General features: G+C 66.8%; 22 protein-coding genes and 2 tRNA genes. 10 read left to right on the top strand and 14 right to left on the bottom strand.

Annotated elements, in window-relative coordinates:
* Positions 1-79: 79 nt before the first annotated feature.
* From ACRDPN_RS14890 to ACRDPN_RS14880, 3 genes are all read right to left on the bottom strand, one after another.
* Positions 80-156, bottom strand: a tRNA-Phe gene (locus tag ACRDPN_RS14890).
* A gap of 124 nt (positions 157-280) precedes the next feature.
* Positions 281-354, bottom strand: a tRNA-Asp gene (locus tag ACRDPN_RS14885).
* 91 nt (positions 355-445) lie between these two features.
* Positions 446-1,312, bottom strand: coding sequence for a hypothetical protein (locus ACRDPN_RS14880; protein ID WP_431449463.1), 867 nt, complete (start codon positions 1,310-1,312; stop codon positions 446-448).
* Between the two features lie 230 nt (positions 1,313-1,542).
* Between ACRDPN_RS14880 and ACRDPN_RS14875 the strand changes: the two genes are divergently transcribed.
* The 4 genes from ACRDPN_RS14875 to ACRDPN_RS14860 are packed head-to-tail and all read left to right on the top strand — an operon-like array spanning position 1,543 to position 4,620.
* A complete protein-coding gene (locus ACRDPN_RS14875; RefSeq protein ID WP_431449461.1) occupies positions 1,543-2,355 on the top strand; it encodes an ABC transporter ATP-binding protein in 813 nt (270 codons plus the stop codon).
* Positions 2,352-3,008, top strand: coding sequence for an ABC transporter permease (locus ACRDPN_RS14870; RefSeq protein WP_431449459.1), 657 nt, complete (start codon positions 2,352-2,354; stop codon positions 3,006-3,008). The genes ACRDPN_RS14875 and ACRDPN_RS14870 overlap by 4 nt, the downstream gene beginning before the upstream one ends.
* Positions 3,005-3,685, top strand: coding sequence for an ABC transporter permease (locus ACRDPN_RS14865; RefSeq protein WP_431449465.1), 681 nt, complete (start codon positions 3,005-3,007; stop codon positions 3,683-3,685). The genes ACRDPN_RS14870 and ACRDPN_RS14865 overlap by 4 nt, the downstream gene beginning before the upstream one ends.
* 32 nt (positions 3,686-3,717) lie before the next feature.
* The gene (locus ACRDPN_RS14860) at positions 3,718-4,620 is read left to right on the top strand and encodes a glycine betaine ABC transporter substrate-binding protein (protein WP_431449457.1); all 903 of its coding nucleotides are present in this window, start codon (positions 3,718-3,720) and stop codon (positions 4,618-4,620) included.
* A gap of 60 nt (positions 4,621-4,680) precedes the next feature.
* Here the strand turns inward: ACRDPN_RS14860 and ACRDPN_RS14855 are convergent, their stop codons facing one another.
* From ACRDPN_RS14855 to ACRDPN_RS14840, 4 genes are all read right to left on the bottom strand, one after another.
* Positions 4,681-5,718, bottom strand: coding sequence for a glycoside hydrolase family 26 protein (locus ACRDPN_RS14855; protein WP_431449455.1), 1,038 nt, complete (start codon positions 5,716-5,718; stop codon positions 4,681-4,683).
* Positions 5,719-5,764: 46 nt separating this feature from the next.
* A complete protein-coding gene (locus ACRDPN_RS14850; RefSeq protein ID WP_431449453.1) occupies positions 5,765-6,322 on the bottom strand; it encodes a hypothetical protein in 558 nt (185 codons plus the stop codon).
* Between the two features lie 27 nt (positions 6,323-6,349).
* Positions 6,350-7,084, bottom strand: coding sequence for a glycosyltransferase (locus ACRDPN_RS14845; protein ID WP_431449451.1), 735 nt, complete (start codon positions 7,082-7,084; stop codon positions 6,350-6,352).
* A gap of 109 nt (positions 7,085-7,193) precedes the next feature.
* Positions 7,194-8,642, bottom strand: a complete 1,449-nt coding sequence (locus ACRDPN_RS14840; RefSeq protein ID WP_431449449.1) for a glycosyltransferase family 39 protein — start codon at positions 8,640-8,642, stop codon at positions 7,194-7,196.
* A 155-nt stretch (positions 8,643-8,797) separates the two neighbouring features.
* On the opposite strand from ACRDPN_RS14840, the gene ACRDPN_RS14835 reads away from it, so the two are divergent.
* Positions 8,798-9,610 carry an alpha/beta fold hydrolase gene (locus ACRDPN_RS14835; RefSeq protein WP_431449447.1) on the top strand — a complete coding sequence of 271 codons (813 nt, stop codon included), beginning with the start codon at positions 8,798-8,800 and terminating at the stop codon, positions 9,608-9,610.
* Here ACRDPN_RS14835 and gluQRS read toward each other — a convergent pair.
* Positions 9,607-10,479, bottom strand: a complete 873-nt coding sequence (gene gluQRS, locus ACRDPN_RS14830) for a tRNA glutamyl-Q(34) synthetase GluQRS (protein WP_431449445.1) — start codon at positions 10,477-10,479, stop codon at positions 9,607-9,609. The two genes, ACRDPN_RS14835 and gluQRS, sit on opposite strands and share 4 nt — an antisense overlap.
* A 72-nt stretch (positions 10,480-10,551) precedes the next feature.
* Between gluQRS and ACRDPN_RS14825 the strand changes: the two genes are divergently transcribed.
* Together ACRDPN_RS14825 and ACRDPN_RS14820 are read left to right on the top strand one after the other, a co-directional pair.
* Positions 10,552-10,905 (top strand): hypothetical protein, encoded by a 354-nt coding sequence (locus tag ACRDPN_RS14825; RefSeq protein WP_431449443.1) that lies wholly within the window; start codon positions 10,552-10,554, stop codon positions 10,903-10,905.
* 93 nt (positions 10,906-10,998) lie between these two features.
* Positions 10,999-11,133, top strand: a complete 135-nt coding sequence (locus ACRDPN_RS14820; RefSeq protein WP_431449442.1) for a hypothetical protein — start codon at positions 10,999-11,001, stop codon at positions 11,131-11,133.
* 12 nt (positions 11,134-11,145) lie between these two features.
* Here ACRDPN_RS14820 and ACRDPN_RS14815 read toward each other — a convergent pair whose 3' ends face one another.
* On the bottom strand, positions 11,146-11,643 hold the full coding sequence (locus ACRDPN_RS14815) for an ester cyclase (protein ID WP_431449440.1): 498 nt from the start codon (positions 11,641-11,643) through the stop codon (positions 11,146-11,148).
* A 67-nt stretch (positions 11,644-11,710) separates the two neighbouring features.
* On the opposite strand from ACRDPN_RS14815, the gene ACRDPN_RS14810 reads away from it, so the two are divergent.
* Positions 11,711-12,055 (top strand): TraR/DksA family transcriptional regulator, encoded by a 345-nt coding sequence (locus tag ACRDPN_RS14810; RefSeq protein WP_431449438.1) that lies wholly within the window; start codon positions 11,711-11,713, stop codon positions 12,053-12,055.
* A 436-nt stretch (positions 12,056-12,491) separates the two neighbouring features.
* Here the strand turns inward: ACRDPN_RS14810 and ACRDPN_RS14805 are convergent, their stop codons facing one another.
* The 4 genes from ACRDPN_RS14805 to ACRDPN_RS14790 all read right to left on the bottom strand — a co-directional run bounded on the left by ACRDPN_RS14805 (position 12,492) and on the right by ACRDPN_RS14790 (position 15,196).
* Positions 12,492-12,920 (bottom strand): YybH family protein, encoded by a 429-nt coding sequence (locus tag ACRDPN_RS14805; RefSeq protein WP_431449436.1) that lies wholly within the window; start codon positions 12,918-12,920, stop codon positions 12,492-12,494.
* A 175-nt stretch (positions 12,921-13,095) separates the two neighbouring features.
* Positions 13,096-13,503: a YccF domain-containing protein gene (locus ACRDPN_RS14800; RefSeq protein ID WP_431449434.1), complete on the bottom strand. Its 408-nt coding sequence runs from the start codon at positions 13,501-13,503 to the stop codon at positions 13,096-13,098.
* A 389-nt stretch (positions 13,504-13,892) separates the two neighbouring features.
* A complete protein-coding gene (locus ACRDPN_RS14795) occupies positions 13,893-14,384 on the bottom strand; it encodes a hypothetical protein (RefSeq protein ID WP_431449432.1) in 492 nt (163 codons plus the stop codon).
* 8 nt (positions 14,385-14,392) lie between these two features.
* Positions 14,393-15,196: a methyltransferase domain-containing protein gene (locus ACRDPN_RS14790; protein WP_431449430.1), complete on the bottom strand. Its 804-nt coding sequence runs from the start codon at positions 15,194-15,196 to the stop codon at positions 14,393-14,395.
* An 87-nt stretch (positions 15,197-15,283) separates the two neighbouring features.
* On the opposite strand from ACRDPN_RS14790, the gene ACRDPN_RS14785 reads away from it, so the two are divergent.
* A complete protein-coding gene (locus ACRDPN_RS14785; RefSeq protein ID WP_431449428.1) occupies positions 15,284-15,946 on the top strand; it encodes an ArsR/SmtB family transcription factor in 663 nt (220 codons plus the stop codon).
* Complete coding sequence (locus ACRDPN_RS14780; protein ID WP_431449426.1) at positions 15,946-16,134, top strand: hypothetical protein; 189 nt, start codon at positions 15,946-15,948, stop codon at positions 16,132-16,134. Before ACRDPN_RS14785 ends, ACRDPN_RS14780 begins: the two co-directional genes overlap by 1 nt.
* Positions 16,135-16,295: 161 nt before the next feature.
* Here the strand turns inward: ACRDPN_RS14780 and ACRDPN_RS14775 are convergent, their stop codons facing one another.
* On the bottom strand, positions 16,296-16,634 hold the full coding sequence (locus tag ACRDPN_RS14775; protein WP_431449424.1) for a hypothetical protein: 339 nt from the start codon (positions 16,632-16,634) through the stop codon (positions 16,296-16,298).
* Positions 16,635-17,058 lie beyond the last annotated feature (424 nt).

The raw sequence follows: 17,058 nt of genomic DNA, 5'->3' as shown, positions 1-17,058 counted from the left end.
CGCAACCGTGGCTCTACGTCGGTCTCGTCATCACCGCACTGAGCTTGTTGCGAGCGTTGGCGCTGAGTCCGGCCCAGCGTGGTGGCCAGGGCCGGGGTCGAACCGGCGACCTTCCGCTTTTCAGGCGGACGCTCGTACCAACTGAGCTACCTGGCCGTTGCCCGCGAACGAGCGACGATCACCATATCAATCGTCATCGGCCGCCCCGAACCGGCCGATGAGCCAAACGCAGACATCCCACGACCGATGGACGGTGCGTGGGATGCCTGGCGATTCTCTGCGACCCCGACCGGACTCGAACCGGCGACCTCCGCCGTGACAGGGCGGCGCGCTAACCAACTGCGCCACGGGGCCTTCGCGGCAGAACCGCGAGCGTGACTCTACCTTACGGTCGAGCGGCGAAACAAAACGGCAGGGACGCCAGACCGACCCTTGATCGATGAGCCTAGGCGGGCTGGTCCCAGCGGGTGAATCCGGCTGCTCTGGCCTCGTCCTCGGACTCGAAGACGACGCCATCCTCACCCAGCAGGTAGCCCGGGGAATCAGGGGTGTGGTAGAGCCCCGACTCCGGATCGGCGTGGATCGTCTGGTCTTCGTAGTCCCCCAATCCGGCATGCGGATCGAGTTCCTGGGCAGGCATCTCGCCCGCATCGATGACGGACTGCGGCGGGTCGGTCGGCTCGTCCGGATCGGCGGCTGGGAGCTCGCTCTCCTCGCCCTGGCGTTCGGCGACTTCTCTAGGCTGCACGGACTGGTCCGCCTCGGCGGCGAGTGGGTCGCCGTGGGTCTCGTTGACCGGCTCCGACTCCTGCTCGTCGATCGACCGAGCATGGGACGGCTCAGAATGGGCAGGTTCATCCTCGACCGGCTCCGGCTCGATGATCGGTTCGGGCTCGATGATCGGTTCGGGCTCGATCGGCGGATCGGGCTCGATCGGCGGTTCCGGCTCGACCGGCGGCACGGGCTCGGTGATCGGGTCCGGTTCGGGGAGAGGCTCCTCGACCGGCTCGGGCTCCTGCTCCGGGACGGTTTCGACCGCCTGCGGCTCGACGGGTTCATCTGCATCGGACATCTGGACGGGCGGTTCATCCGGCTCGGTCTCGGCTGGCACGGGCGACGACACGGCAGTCGGCGTGGTGATGTCGGCCGGCGACGGGGTGACCGCGGCCATCTCTGCGGTTCCGGACTCGACGGCGCCGGGGCGATCCTCGTCGGGGAGAGCCTCGTTCGAGTCGCGGCGGGAGCGCACCACGAACCAGGCGATCGCCGCGATGACCGCGATGACGAGAACGATCCAGAGGAGCGTCTCCATGCTGCGTCCTTCCGCTCGTCGACCCGAGGGCCGGCTGCAATGCCCGTCAGGGCATCACCGTCAGGCTAGCCGGACAGGGGTCGATCGGCAGCAGACTCGACCGGTCCGACGTCACCATCTCGTCACCGAAGGATGCCGGGTTGCCGTTGCTCGTGTCTGACGATCAGGCCAGACTGTCCAGAGTCTTTTCAATGCCTACCGTTGACGCCCATTCATGAGCTGAGGACCGCATGATCGAGTACCGCTCCATCTCCAAGAAGTTCGCAGATGGAACGGAGGCCGTGAACGACTTCAGTCTCGAGCTCCCCTCCCACACCACCACCGTTCTCGTCGGCTCGTCTGGGTGTGGCAAAACGACGCTGCTGCGCATGGTCAACCGCATGGTCGACCCCACGCAGGGACAGGTGCTCATCGACGACGTCGACGTCGCCACCCGCAACCGGGTCGAGCTGCGCCGCAGCATCGGCTACGTCATGCAGCACGCCGGCCTGCTGCCGCACCGCAAGGTCATCGACAATGTCGCCACGGTGCTGCGGCTCAACGGCGTCGGCAAGAAGGAGGCCAACCAGCGGTCCCACGAGGTGCTCGAGACGGTCGGGTTGGATTCGTCGCACGCCGGCAAGTACCCCAGCCAGCTGTCCGGTGGTCAGCAGCAGCGCGTCGGGGTGGCACGCGGGCTGGCGAACGATCCCAACATCCTGCTGATGGACGAGCCGTTCGGGGCGGTCGACCCGATCGTGCGCGACGAGCTGCAGCGTGAGCTGCTGCGGCTCCAGCGCGACCTCGACAAGACGATCGTGTTCGTCACCCACGACGTCGACGAGGCCTTCCTGCTCGGCGACCAGGTCGTCATCCTCAAGCAGGGCGGCGTGATCGCGCAGGTCGGCAGCCCGGCCGACATCCTCTCGAACCCGGCTGACGACTTCGTCCGCAGCTTCGTGGGACTCGACAAGGGCGGACGCACCCTCCATGTCGAGAAGCGCGACGGCACGTCGATCGTCGTCGACTCGACCGGCAAGGCCACCGGGGTGCTGGCCGAATGACGTGGGCCTGGGACAACCGAGCGATGATTCTCGACCTCACCCTCACCCATGCGTGGCTGAGCGCGGTGCCGTTGGTGCTCGGGTTTGCCCTCGCCGTGCCGGTCGGCTGGTTTGCGAGCCGGCACCGTCGTCTGCGCGGGCCGCTGCTGGGCACCGGGAGCATTCTCTACTCGATCCCGTCGCTTGCGCTGTTCGTGATCATGCCAGGCATCATCGGCACCGGGTTTCTCAGTCCGCTGAACGTCGTCATCGCACTCACCATCTACGCTGCTGCGATCATGGTGCGGTCGGCGACGGACGCCTTCACCTCGGTGTCGACGACCGTCCTCGACGCCGCCACAGCAACCGGGTACTCGTCCCGGCAGCGCGGCCTCACCGTCGAGCTGCCGCTCGCCGGGCCGGTGTTGCTGGCCGGGCTCCGGGTGATCAGCGTCAGCACGGTGAGCCTGGTCAGCGTCGGCGCCCTCATCGGTGTCAGCAGCCTGGGCACCCTGTTCACCGACGGGTTCAATCGCGACTTCACCACCGAGATCATCGTCGGGGTGATCGGCATCGTCGTGCTGGCGCTCGTGTTCGACGCGCTGCTCGTGCTGGCAGGACGCATCCTCATGCCTTGGGCCACGCTCAGCCGGCCATCGGCGGTGAGCGCGTGAGCATCGTCGACGACACGATCGGCTGGTTCAGCGACGGGTCGAACTGGTCGGGCGACAGCGGGGTTCCGGCTCGAACGCTCGAGCACGTCGGCTACTCCGCTCTGACGGTCGGGCTCGCCGCGGCGGTTGCGATCCCCGTCGGGCTCTGGATCGGCCACACCGGGCGTCTGCGCGGACCGGCCGTGGCGTTCACCGGCGCGATGCGAGCGCTGCCAACGCTCGGGCTCCTCACCTGGTTCGTGCTGCTCCTCGGCATCGGGCTCACGGCCCCGATCCTCGCGCTCGTCGTGCTGGCGATTCCGCCCCTGCTGGCCGGCGCGTACTCCGGCCTCGAGGCTGTCGACCGTCAGACGATCGACGCCGCTCGGGCGATGGGCATGACCGAGTGGCAGATCCTTGCGCGGGTCGAGATCCCGCTCGCCCTGCCACTGCTGGTCGGCGGCATCCGTTCTGCCGTCCTGCAGGTCGTGGCCACCGCGACGGTCGCGGCCTACGTCGGCCTCGGCGGGCTCGGCCGCTACATCATCGACGGGCAACGGCTTAGCGACTATCCCGAGATGGTCGCCGGCTCGGTCCTCGTGATCGTGCTCGCCCTCGTCCTGGACGTCGTCTTCGTCGGCCTCCAGAGGATCGCCCAAGGAGGACGCGCCCCAGCACTCAGCACCAGCCCCACCTGAACCACCCGAACCCCCACCAAGGAGAAACGACCATGAAGACCCGACTCACTGCGGTACTCGCCGTCGCCGCCCTCGGCCTCGGACTCAGTGCTTGCGGCGGTGATCCCACCGAGGGGGAGAAGGCCGCAACCGACACCATCACCGTCGGCTCGGCAGACTTCCCCGAGAACGAGATCATCGCCGAGATCTACGCCCAGGCTCTCGAGGCCAAGGACATCAAGGTCGAGAAGAAGCTCAAGATCGGCGCCCGTGAGGTCTACCTCCCGGCCCTCGAGAACGGCGAGATCGACCTTCTCCCCGAGTACACCGGCAACCTGCTGCTGTACCTCGACAAGGAGGCGACGGCCACGTCACCCGATGACGTTACTGCCGCACTTGGCGACGCCGTGCCCGAGAACACCGAGATCCTCGACGTTGCGGAGGCCGAGGACAAGGACTCGCTGAACGTCACGTCCGAGTTCTCCGAGCAGGAAGGCATCACGACGATCGCCGACCTCAAGAAGATCGACGGGCTCAAGGTCGGCGCAAGTCCGGAGTTCAAGGAGCGTCCGTATGGCCTGCCCGGCATGGAGAAGGTCTACGGCATCACCGGTGTCGAGTTCACCGCCATCGCCGACGCAGGCGGACCGGCCACGCTGAAGGCGCTGCTCGACGGCAAGGTCGACGTCGCGAACATCTACTCCACCACCCCGTCGATCGTCGAGAACGACCTCGTGACGCTCGAGGACCCGGAGAACATGATCGCGTCCCAGAACGTCGTGCCTCTGATCAACAGCGATAAGGCGTCCGACGAGGTCAAGGAGGTCCTCAACGCGATCTCGGCGGAGCTGACCACGGAGGATCTGCTCGACCTCAACGGCCAGAACCAGGGTGAGGACAAGGTCGCCCCGGCCGAGCTGGCGAAGCAGTGGCTGACCGACAAGGGGCTCATCTAGCCCGGAAGCGACTGGCACACGACCGGATCGGGCCCAGCCCAGCTGAGCCCGATCCGGTCGTCACCGCTGCGTCGGTGACGCCAGCGACAGGCCCGCCAGGCCGTCCCGAAACGCGGTGAGCGTCGAGGGGCTGACGTCGAATCTCCAGTCCGCTGTCCGTTTGGTGTTGTCGTACTGGAACCAGATGAATCCCACGATGTCGCGACGTCCGGCAACCCACCGAAACAGATCGCGAACCCAACCGGCCTGCTGCGGGCCCGGTCTGGCGCCGGTCTCGGTGATCAGGAGCCGCTTGTCGGTGAACTGCCGCATGTGACGAATCGTCCGATCGAAGGTCTCGCCGGCCGTGTTCTCGCGGAGGTTGCCGTACCCGACCATGCCGACCCAGTCGACGTAGCGATCGCCCGGGTAGAGGGGCTCCAACGCGACGTCCGGCACGGGTCGGACGATGTTCGGGCTCCAGACCCAGATGACATTCGACGCGCCGACCTGGGTGAAGATGCCATGGACGTGACGCCACGCCCTGACGTAGTCACCCGGCGTGTTTCCGTTGCGCGACTCAGACCAGGGGAACCACGTGCCGTTCATCTCGTGGGCGAATCGGAGCACGACCGGCCGCTCGAAGTCCCGCACCGCGGTGGCGAACCGGGTGATGTAAGCGTCGTGTCGACCGGCGCTGATCCGCGCGAGGCGGAAGTTGTGCTGGTTCGTGCCCTTCTTTCTGCCCGCCCACGGCTGCCAGGCCACCATCGGCACCGCCCCCTGCTCGAGGCACCGTCTCGCCGTCTCCGCGCGGAAGTCCTGGTCCCAGTTGACGAAGTACTGGACCAGGCCGGGACGCCGGCCGGCCTTGTCGGTGATCGCGTCCAGAGCTCGCCTGGACGAGGGAACCAGTGGCGCACTGACACCGAACAAGGCAAGAGGCTGCCGGAGCATCGCCGAGCGTGTCGGCCACCGGCTCGACGGCATCGTCGGCTGAGTCTGCTGCGTGGTATCGAACAGCCGGCCGGTGACGTTGGCTGTCGGCGGCGGATCACCCGCCGTGCCGTGCATCACCCAGGCGGACAGGCTCAGCAGGACGACGCCGTGGACGACCATCCAGGTTCGCGTGGTCAGAAAACGCCCGGGCCCGCGCTTGTGTCGGCTAGACACTGACGAACACCGACGCCGCGAGCATCGCACCGCCCAGAAGATAGGGCAGCAGGACGAGTGGGCTGGTCAAGCGCCGTCCGGGGAAGCTGCCCGCGCGCGTGCCCCAGGCGGTGTCATGCGCCATCCGGACGAATCCGGCCACGCGGATGGGCATCAGCACGAACGTGTTGATGAGCATGAACGCGGGGAGATACCGGAGGTGCGTCGGCCGGTCCGCGAAGTGTCGCCCGAACCGGACTCCGAGCGAGATCGTCGACAACAGTGCGGCAAGCCCGGCGATCAGCAGCAGCGCCTGCCACCCGATGCCGGGCAGCGGTAGGTCCGCGTACAGCGAGCTGCGCGTTCCCCGGGCAAGTGTCACGCCCCACGAGACGAACGATCCCATCAGGATGAACGGCACCACGATGTCGGCCAGGAAGAACACCGCGAGCACCGGAGCATGGCGTGCCATCCACGGCAGCATCCGCAAGGTGTTGTACTGCGAGCCGCGTGCCCAGCGGTGCTGCTGGCGGGTCAGCCGGCCCAGGGTCGCGGGAGCGTCCGTGTACACCAGCGCGGTCGACTGGAAGACAGTACGCTACCCGGCCTGCAGGGTGTAGTTCGTCAACGTTCGGTCGTCGCTCACCTCGAGGAACACACCCAGGAAGCGTTCGCTGAGAAAGCGGTTCATGCAGGTGAGCAGGATGCAGCGACGGAAGGCGATGGTGCGTCCGGGCAGGCAACCCACGGTGCCCAGGACGCTCATCGCCGGCATCGTGTAGTCGTTGCGGATGTTCTCCAGCCAGTCGGCCCACTGTGTCAGCACATTCCGGTCGGGCCACAGGATGCGCTGCCGTGAGGTGACCCCGCCGACGTCAGGGTCGCGGAATGGCCGCACCAGCTCGGACAACGTGCCGTCGGTCCACAGCGTGTCCGAGTCGACGAGCACCACGATGTCGCTGGTGGCCATGCGCACCCCCAGGCAGACGGCGCGTCGCTTCCCGGCCTGCGCCAGCCACGTCCATCGGACGCCGAAGGACTGGCAGATTCGCTCCAGCACGGGGTTGGGTGGGCCGTTGATCACGACGATGATCTCGTCCGGGTGCTGCTCGGTGATCGTCGAGAGCACCGCGTGGAACAGCGTCGGCGACTCGTCGACGACCGGAATGACCACCGACGTCGAGACGCTGTACGGCTCATCGAACGGCCGGTACTCGAGTGACAGGACGACGCGGATGATCCACAGCAGCCAGATCATCAACATGAACAGGGCGAACAGGTACACCCGGCCGAAGTCCATCCAGGCGCCGGACTGGAGCAGGAAGGCGAGCATCAGAGCGCCTTGCGGACCATCAGAGCGAGGGTCATTCCGTCCGGCCGCCACACAGTGGCCACCGCGTAGCGATCGCGCAAGGCCTTCCCCTTGCCCCCGCCCGCGCCCGTCAACGAGTCCTCGTGGTCGCCGACCCGCACCAGCCAGATGCGCTCCGCCCCAGCCAGGCAGGGACCGGGTTCGGCACACTCCCGCGCGAACACATAGCCGCTTCGAGGTGCGCGCTGCACCAGCAGGTCGGTCGGGCGTCGCTCCGGCGCCAGGTAGTGGGCGACGAGATCCCGGCCGACCCGGTTCTCGCCGGGTTCGCCAGAGCCGAACACCACCCGTCGCCGGGTTGCGCGGCGCGGTCGATGATCGCGGCGACATCCCTGGTGGCTTGCGAGTGCCCGTCGGTATCACGCTGCTCAACCTGCGCCGGGATGCCGATCGCGGCGATCACGGCGACCGCCAGGACCGCCCGGGCGAGATGGGTGCGGCCGAGCGCCAGCCCGCCGAGGAGAGCCCACGCGGGAACGGTGAAGAGGAGGTACCGCGTGGTCCACAACGGCGTGAACCAGGCAACGGCGAAGATCGCCAGGACGGGCAGTGTCGCCCACGCGGTGAACAGGACACCCGGCTGGCGGGCGGAGGTTCCCAGCAGGGCGAGGGCGACCATGGCCGCGCCGATCAGGGCGAGCCCGCCGAACAACATGCCCGGGTACGCCAGCAGGTCGTCCCATCGAGCCAGCTCGATCCACGCGATCTGTGACCGCTGCCGATGACCGAGATAGAGCAGCGTCGCGCCGGGAGCGGCACCGACGGCAGCGGCCACCATCCAGGCCGGCACCAACCGACGTTGCAAGACCCAGACCATCGCCAGGTGGGCCACGAGGAGTGAGAGGGCGACCGCGTGCACCAGACCGAGGAGTGCCACCAGGAGCGCGTAGGGCGCGAAGCGGGCGACCCGTGCCCGCCGCTGCCGTCCAGAGCACGACTCGACCAGCACCAGCGTCGCGAACACGGCGAGGCAGATCGCCAGCGCGTAGGGACGTGCCTCGTGGGCGTACCGAGACGTCACCGGTAAGACGGCGAACAACAGCCCGGCGGTGAAGCCGACGCGCGGGTTGGCCAGTCGGGTGCCGAGCACGGCCACGCCGGCGGCGGCCGCCGTCATCGCCAGCACCGAGGGCATGCGGAGCGCGAGGTCGGACGTCCCGAACACCTCCGCCCATGCCCGAATGACGTAGTAATACGGGCCGAGCACGAGGTCGGCCTGATTCAGGAGCGCCGGCATGGCGTCCCACGACACACCGGCCATGCCCCAGGTGGCCAGCTCGTCCTGCCACATGGCCGGCCAGCTCAGCCGTGCTGTGGCGAGCACGAACATCACGACGGCCGACCCGATCCAGGCCAGCCGGCCCAGGGCCCGGGTCTTGGCGTGGACGTTGGCGCCGACGCTCGAGCCGTCGACCGCCTTCCGAAGGCGTTGCGTCGTCGGGGCAGACGTGAGCCTTCTCGGTTGGGGAAGCGTTGGGCCGGCGATGGGCGACTCGGTGGACGATGGTCGACGTGACACGGTCTGCGTCATCGTCTCGTCGACCTCACGCGCGGCCCCTCTTCGCCCGGACAAGGAAGGTTGCGCGCTCATTCTCACCTACCCATCCGGCGCGAGGGGGCATTGAGAGACTTCTGGGGTCACGTATCTTCAGGCTCAGACGGACAGGAGCAAGCATGCCGATCGCCCACGTCAACGGGGCCGACATCCACTACACCGACACCGGCGCGCCGCCCGGTAGACCGGACGCCCCGACCGTCGTGTTCGGCCACGGGCTGTTGTTCAGCGGCTGGATGTTCACCCACCAGGTCGAGGCGCTCAAGGACGAGTACCGCTGCGTCACGATCGACTGGCGCAGTCAGGGCAAGTCGCCGGCCGCCCGCAACGGTCACGACATGGACACCCTCACACTCGACCTCGTCGCCCTGCTGGACGAGCTCGGGCTCGACGTCGTCCACTACGTGGGGCTGTCGATGGGCGGCTACGTCGGGATGCGATTCGCGGCGCGACACCCCGATCGTGTCCTGTCTCTCGCCCTGCTCGACACCGATGCCGGACCCGAGGACCCCGACGTCCAGACGAAGTACCGCATGCTGGCCACCGCTTATCGGTTCGTCGGTATGAGACCGCTGCGCAAGCAGGTCGTGCCGATCATGTTCGGCCCAACCTTCCGTGACAACCCGGCCGGCCAAGCCGTGATCGAGCACTGGCTGACGCAGCTGAAGACGAACAGCAAGGCAGGGATGCGCCGCGCGGTCCTCGGGGTCACGGACCGGCTGCCGGTCAGCGATGAGGTCAGTGGCATCCGCGCCCGCACCATCGTCGTCGTGGGCGCTCACGACATCGCCACGACGCCTGTCAAGGCCGAGGCGATCGCGACGGCCATCGACGGGGCCAAGCTCGAGATCGTCCCGGACTGCGGCCACTCCAGCACCGTCGAGCAGCCCGAGGTCCTCACGCGCCTCATCCGCGAGCACCTGGCCGGCTAGTCGGGCGGCACGAACGTCCACGGATGGCTTGGAAGTCGCTGCGGGCCGAAGGACGTCAGCAGCTCGGCCGGTGTGGTGCCGACGAGATCGAGTGACTCGGCGACCAGGGCGAACACGTCGATGCCGCGATCCTCGAGCTCTGTGCGCGTCACGGCTCCGTCGCGCTTGGCCAGTCGTTGTCCGGCGGTGTTGACGGCGAGCGGCACGTGCGCGTACGTCGGTGCGTCGTGGCCCAGCAAGGTGGCGAGGTAGGTCTGGCGTGGCGCCGAGGTAAGCAGGTCGTCGCCGCGCACGACCTGGTCGACACCTTGCGCAGCATCGTCGACGACGACCGCGAGGTTGTAGGCGGCGACGCCGTCGTTGCGGCGCAGCACCAGGTCGTCGACCGCACCGGTGAACGTACCGTGCAGCTCGTCGTCGACGGTCCACTCGTCGACGTCGGCCCGAAGCCTGAGCGCGGCCGGACGCTCGGCCGCGCGTCGCTCGCGCTCTGCTTCGGTGAGCTCGCGGCACGTGCCCGGGTAGGAGCCGGGTGGGGTGTGCGGCGCCGACGGTGCTTCCCGGATCTCGCGCCTGGTGCAGAAGCACGGGTAGACGCGGCCGGCCTCGGTGAGCCTCTCGATGGCCTCCTCGTAGACCGGGTGCCGCTCGCTCTGTCGCACGATCTCGCCGTCCCAGTCGATACCGAGGGAGCGCACGTCGTCGAGCTGCCGCTGCTCGGCACCCGGACGGACACGGTCGAGATCCTCGACCCGCATCAGGAAGACACGGCCCGTCGACCGGGCGAACAGCCACGCCAGTAGCGCCGTCCGCAGGTTGCCCACGTGCAGGTCGCCCGACGGGGACGGCGCGAAGCGACCGGCGGTCATGATCGTCAGTATTGCGCGGCGGTCCCGGGGCCTCGAGATGCGTGGCCGGCGGGAGCCGATAGAACGGAGGGCATGAGCCAGCACCCCGAGGAGCGTCCGCGCGTCGAGCCGGTCGAGCACACGGTCGATGAGGCCGATGGGGTGACGGCGCGGCCGATCGGGACCCGCTCGTTCGTCTACGGCACGAAGACCCTGGCCACGTCCGTCGTGGCTCTCCTGCTCATGCTCTTCGTCGGCCGTGTGTTCGCCGCCGCCTTCTGGGTGCTGCTGGCGATCGGGCTGCTCGGCGTCATGTTCAGCGTCATCGAGCGAAACACCACCGGAGGTACCGAGGTTGTGAGTCATCGGCGTGTCAACCTAGACGTGATGGGCACGGTGCTGCTCGCCCTGGTGGTCATGGTGATCGTCGCGGTCGTGCAGCGCTGACCATGTGCTGAGACCGATTTGGGGCGAGCTGGCGTGTCCGGCTATCCTCGGGTCATACCCCCGCTGACCTGCAGTTTTGAAGGAGAATCCCCGTTGTTCACGGTCCTGTTCGCCCTGGCTTTCTCACTCGCCGTCGTCGCCCTGATCGGCGTCGGCGTCACCACCGGTTTCGGCCGGGTGGTCGACCAGGTGAAGGTCCTCCGCGAGAAAGTCTCCGTCAAGAACTGACGCACGAGGGGATCAGCGCCTCTTGAAGGGCTTCCTCGCCACGTGGGCCAGGATCCGCGGCAACAACCGCGGACCGGGCACGACGATCAGGCCCAGCGCCTGAAGGAGCGAGAGAGCGTCCAGCTGGAACCAGTGCTCCAGGACTCGGCCGTCCTCGCCGTGCCGGTTGAGCTCGAGGCCCTCGAACGCCACCTTCTTGCCCGTCGGCGGGAGCCCTTGGAAGACGCCGGTGTGGGTGCCCTCGAAGTGGATCCTCTGGGCGACGAGATCGCCGTCACCCACGGCATCCTCCACCGTCAGGCGAAGGTCGGGAAAGCCCTCCACGAAGCCGGCGAGGAACTTGGCCCATGAATCCGACCCCAGCGGGTCAGGCTCCAGACTCGCGGGCGCGTAGGCGATGAATCCGAGCCCGCGAACGTCCGCCTCCGCCACGTGGTCGCGCTCGTTGAAGACCTCGATCCACCGCCGCGAGGTCACCTTGTTGCGTTCTACTGCGGTCGCATCGGTCATGGCCGCAACCTACGCCCACAGATCGGTGCCGGGCCAGTGATCCAGACTCAGATGCGAGCATTGATGGATGGACGGGGCTCGCGCGCTACTTGAGATGGATCGACAACAGGCGCTCTTGCGCCTCGCGGCCCTGACCGGCGACTTCAACGAGGTGGTGGCGGCCTCCCGTGACAGCAACGCCGATGACGAGCACGACCCTGAGGGTGCGACTATCGCGTTCGAGAGGTCGCAGGTTGCAGCGCTCGTGCTCCAGGCCCAGGGCCACTTGGCAGAGGTCGAGGCGGCATTCCAGCGGCTTGAGGGCGGCACATACGGAATCTGTGAACGGTGCGCACAGCCGATCGCGGAAGCCCGGCTTGAGGCGAGACCTGCGGCCCACACGTGCATCAGATGCGCATCTGCAGCACGCTGAGCCGTCGCCTACCGAGGGATGGACCTGATCGCGGCATATGAGCGCGTTTCTGCATCGCGGCAGACAATGCCTTGCCGGCCCATACGCTGAGGCCATGGCTGCGATCTTGATGGCCAAGTTTCGTCGGTGATGTCGACGAGCTCAAGGCCGCATACGACCGTGCACACGCACTCATCATGGAGCGCGGCGGCGCGGTGCCATTCGGCGAACTCCGACACCACTGCGCCACTAGCGACGACGCTCTCTACATCATCGGGGTCTGGGAGTCCGCCGAGCACATTCGCCAACGATGGGGCAGCGACGAAATGCGAACCCTGCTCGAAGGCACGGGCTTCCGACCGAACCGACGGAGCGGACGGTCCTGGACCTCCACCAGATTGAGCCGCCGCTGTAGCGCGGTACTTCGTCTGGCCTCGTCAGGGTGTCTGCCACTCCTCTATCTACCGCGCATCGGCCCTGAGGCATCCGCGGTCGCAATCGGGTCGGCATGCCTGAGAACGATTCGCCAGCCGCCGTCTTCGCGACGCAAGACGGTGGTGACCCGCAGGCGGAACGGTTCCAGGTCCGGCCGATCTGCTACCCGCGCTCGCCAGTCCTCGAGCGCGTGCACCACCACCATCTCCCCGTAGTCGAAGCGAGCCAGGACCTCGAAGGGATCGACGTTACCGTCCTGAAAGCGTGACGACGCGAAATCCAAGGCGGGGCTGACCGCATCCCAGCCCACCGAGGCAGGGCCGAAGGGGTTTGCGAGCACCACATCATCGGCGTGCGAGTAGATGGCCTTGACATTCTCGGGGTCGCCGCGGGCAAAGAGTCGCGTCGCTTCGTGGTACCGCTCGAGAAACGCGGGCAACTGGTCGGCCATGCCGCACCTCCAAACTCTTGACCTGGGACAAGTCTCGCTCAGCTGCGCGGCAAAAGCGTTCCACTCGGCAGAACCGCACATATATCGCCGCGCTCGGAACGCCGCGATATGACGCAACCTCTCAGCCCGTCCCACCCGCCGTTGACGGCGACCCAGTCGTGCGAGTCCTGTTCGTTCAGGCAGGGATGCCGTACGGGTCGTTGGTCGCACTGGAGATTGGCACGATCTCGCGTCCGAGGGGCACCAGCGACAAAGGAATCATCTTCCAGCAGGCGACGCCGAACGGGATCCCGATGATGGTGATCATCAGTAGCGCGCCTGCGACTACATGCAGCAGGGCCAGCTCCCAGCCGAGGAGGATGATCCACACGATATTTCCGATCACGGACCAGATGCCCGCGTCGCGTCGCCAGGTCGTCGTCCGGCCGAATGGCCAGATGACGAAGCCCGCCAGGCGGAAGGAAGCGATGCCGAATGGGATCGTGACGATGAGCACGAATGCGAGCAAGCCGGCCAGGAGATAGCCGATGGCGAGCCAGAATCCGGCGAGCACCAGCCACAAGACGTTGCCTATTGTCTGCATGGGACCAGCCCAGCAGATCGGCGGCTTCTGTCAAGGCCCACGCCAAGGCGGTGGTCGTGCGCCAATGCTCCGTGCAGAACCTCGTCGGAAGCAGGGCCTGGTGATATCGCACGCGCGGATCACGGCAGAAGCGGACGTACAGACCGGTCGCCCGAACGCGGCGGAAAGACGCGGCTCATGCCGCCCGGACTGCGGTACGAGCGGACGATTCTTGCCAGATCTTCGGAGGAGGGCGTACGCGTCCCTGCTGAAGAAACTGCGCGTCGCGTGTACAAGGACGGATACAGGCGACCAGTCGTCGCTCTACGCACGACGACGGTTGACTGGTCGTGGCCCGGAAGCGGCCCCGCACGCCTGAGGACGTGTGTCCTTGCCTCAACCGCGTGGCATCAGCCCGGACGACCTCGCAAGGCCACCAAAGCCACGACCGCTCCGGCCACGAACAGCAGCGTGTCGGCGTAGATCAGGCCGAGGTGGCCGATGGTATCGAAGCCCCACGGGTAGTGCGCAGGTAGCGCAACGGCGAGCGCGAAGACCGGCACAACCACAGCTGTGACCCAGGCCCACCACTGGCCGCGACGGACGCCGTACCACGACAGGGCCGCCACTGCGATGCCTGCGGCCGCAATGAAGGCGCTGAGTGCGATGTGCAGATGGCTGATGTAGTGCAGGAGGTCGGGGCTGAACTGCTCGATCTGTGGTTTTCCGACGTCCACCTGCTCGGATCCGATCCCGAGTTCAAGGAAGGCGTCGGAGAAATTCCGGACGAAGAAGATGATTCCGTAGCCGACGAATCCAACGCCGCCCAAGGTCATGATGGCCGACCCGAGCCGCAGCCTGGCATCGCTCTGGAGTGGTTGTGAGTCACTGTTCGTGGACATGGGTCCTCCTAGTGATTGATTGATGTCGTGCCGGGTCTGGCCGACTTGTGAGCAAGGACCGAGATGCTCTTGACTCCGTATGTCTCCGTCGCACTGCGGGCCCGGCCGGACAAGAACCCGTAGTCGTTGGTCCGCACCGTCTCCACCACCAGACCGGTGTCGGCAAGCGCGGCGAAGTAGTCGTCCTCGAGTGCGGCGCCGCCGATGCAGGAGGCCCATAAATCGACGTTGCACACGATCGCCTCGGTCAACGGGCGTTCGGTGACGATGTCGGCCAGGGCCAGCCGGCCGCCGGGGCGCAACACGCGTGCGACTTCGGCGAACACCTGTCGCTTGTTCGGCGCAAGGTTGAACACCCCGTTGGAGATCACGCAGTCGACGCTGTCGCTCATGACCGGCAAAAGATCGATATGAGCCTCAAGGAAATCGGTATGGGCGAAGCCGCCAGCTGCGGCGAGATGCCGGGCCCTGTCCAGCTGCTCTGGGGTGAAGTCGATCCCCAGCACCTGGCCAGTCGGACCCACCTCATTCGCGGCATAGAAGACGTCCATGCCTGAGCCGCTGCCAAGATCGACGACGACCTCCCCTGGGCGTAGCGCCGCAAGCTCGAAGTAGAAGCCGACACCAGCAAAGGACTCGACCGCGGCCTGCGGGAGGTCGCGCAGCCGGTCGGCGTTGTAGCCGAGCCGCTCGGCCAAGGGGAGCCCGAGCTCAAAGTGATAACGGCCCTCCGGGTGCAGGGCGACCATCTTGTACACGTCCTTGACCTTGGCCTCCAAGGTGGCCGGGTCGATGCTTGCCTCCACGCTCATAGCGCGCCTCCTTATTCAAGTGTTGTCTTGAAAAGTACTTCACTTAAGTTAGACTAGTCAAGTATATTCTTGAATATAGGAGGATGGATGGCTGGCGAAGCGAAGGCCGCCCTGTTCGAGGCCTTGGCGGAAGTCGCGAAGGCACTGGCGAACGGGCGGCGCGCCGAACTGATCGACACCCTGGCCCAGGGCGAGCGCTCGGTTGAGGAGCTGGCCGAGATCATCGGTCAGTCAGTGGCCAACACCTCCCAGCACTTGCAGCGACTGCTGCGTGCGGGACTGGTGACGACGCGCCGCGAGGGCACTCGGATCTACTACTCGTTGGCCTCCTCCGCGGTGTACACGCTCTGGCGCACCATGACCGAGACCGCCGACCGCCACGTCAAAGACCTCGGCGAGCTGGCCGAGGCATTCCTCGGTGACCGCTCGGCCATGCAAACCATCGGCCGCGACGAGCTTCGCACCCGCATGCGCGCCGGCGACGTCGTGGTGCTCGACGTGCGGCCTGACGCCGAGTACCGGTCCGGCCATATCCGAGGCGCCCTGTCGGTCCCCACCTCCCAGCTCAAATCGCGGCTCTCCGATATTCCCTCCGGACTCGACGTGGTGGCGTACTGCCGTGGACCGTACTGCGTAATGGCCGACGACGCCGTTCGCTACCTCGACCGACAAGGCCGGCGCGCCATTCGGCTCGAAGGCGGCTTTCCTGAATGGGCCGAAGAGGGCCGACCTGTGGCGGCCGGAAACTGATGCACGCCGCCGACCACTGGGACGACGTCTACTCCCGGCGCGCAACCACGGACATGAGCTGGTACCAACCCGTGCCGCACATGTCGCTGCGGTTGGTCACCGAGGCCGTTCCCTCTGGGCGGGTCGTCGACGTCGGCGCCGGCGCATCTGGACTCGCGGCGAACTTGCTCACCCGCGTGACGGTTTGAGCACGCGCAGGTTTGTCTCAGCCATCAAATTGTCGTCCGTTCTGATTCAACCAAGCATCCCCCCGTTGGCGGCAAGACACGGGAGATCGGGGCGTCAGACGGTCTTACGTGGATGCTGCGGCAGCCCGGGCCTCCGCGCCGGCAGGTGCATGTCCGTGTACTTAGCCGTGATCGTGCCAGGCGTAGTACTGGCCCTGGCGGATGGCGTGACGGCGGTGCCTCCTGGACATCCAGGGATACTTCCCGGCGATCCAGGCATCGACATCTCGCGCCGCGGACTTGTCCCATGCCCCGGCCAGACGGATGTGCACTTCCTCGATGTGCGCGTTGATGCCCGAGCGGCACTTCTCGATCAAGGTCGCCATGACTGCACGCTCTTTCTGCGAGCGATGCGCCAAGCGTTCCGCAGCGAGATCAGGAACCGGGCGCATCCAGTTCTTGCCGAACTGCAGGGCCGCAGAGAACAGGCGATTGAGGTCCTTCTCGGACGGTCCATCCACAACGCATATCCTCGCCTGTTCGAGCCGCCCTGTCTCGGCAGCCCGCGGGAGGACGCGGCTACTAGACGATTCCTCTAGGACCGGTGTCTAGCCAGACTCGGTCCAGGCGATCGGCGGGCAGCTCTCCATGCGGCTGCCCACCCGCTGATCTGGTGTGGCTCACTATCGGTCTGCGGCCCGTCGGTCGCTGTGACGAGGCGTGGCTCAAGAAGGGACTGCCCTGCTCGTAGTAGCAATGCCCACCTCGCCGTCCATTTCCGATCCAGCACAGGCGGGAGTAACACATGGAGCACGTGATCATCGGGGTCGATCCCCACAAGTTGTCGGCCACCATCGAGGTCGTCGACGAGCGCGAGCAGCTGCTTGGGTCAGGTCGGTTCAGCACTGACCGGGCCGGTTACGCCGCGATGCGCAAGTACGTCGG

Source organism: Aeromicrobium sp., from assembly GCF_050700635.1.
Classification (GTDB): domain Bacteria; phylum Actinomycetota; class Actinomycetes; order Propionibacteriales; family Nocardioidaceae; genus Aeromicrobium.
Note: the sequence above shows the minus strand (reverse complement) of the source record. Positions and strands in the feature narration are given on the sequence as shown.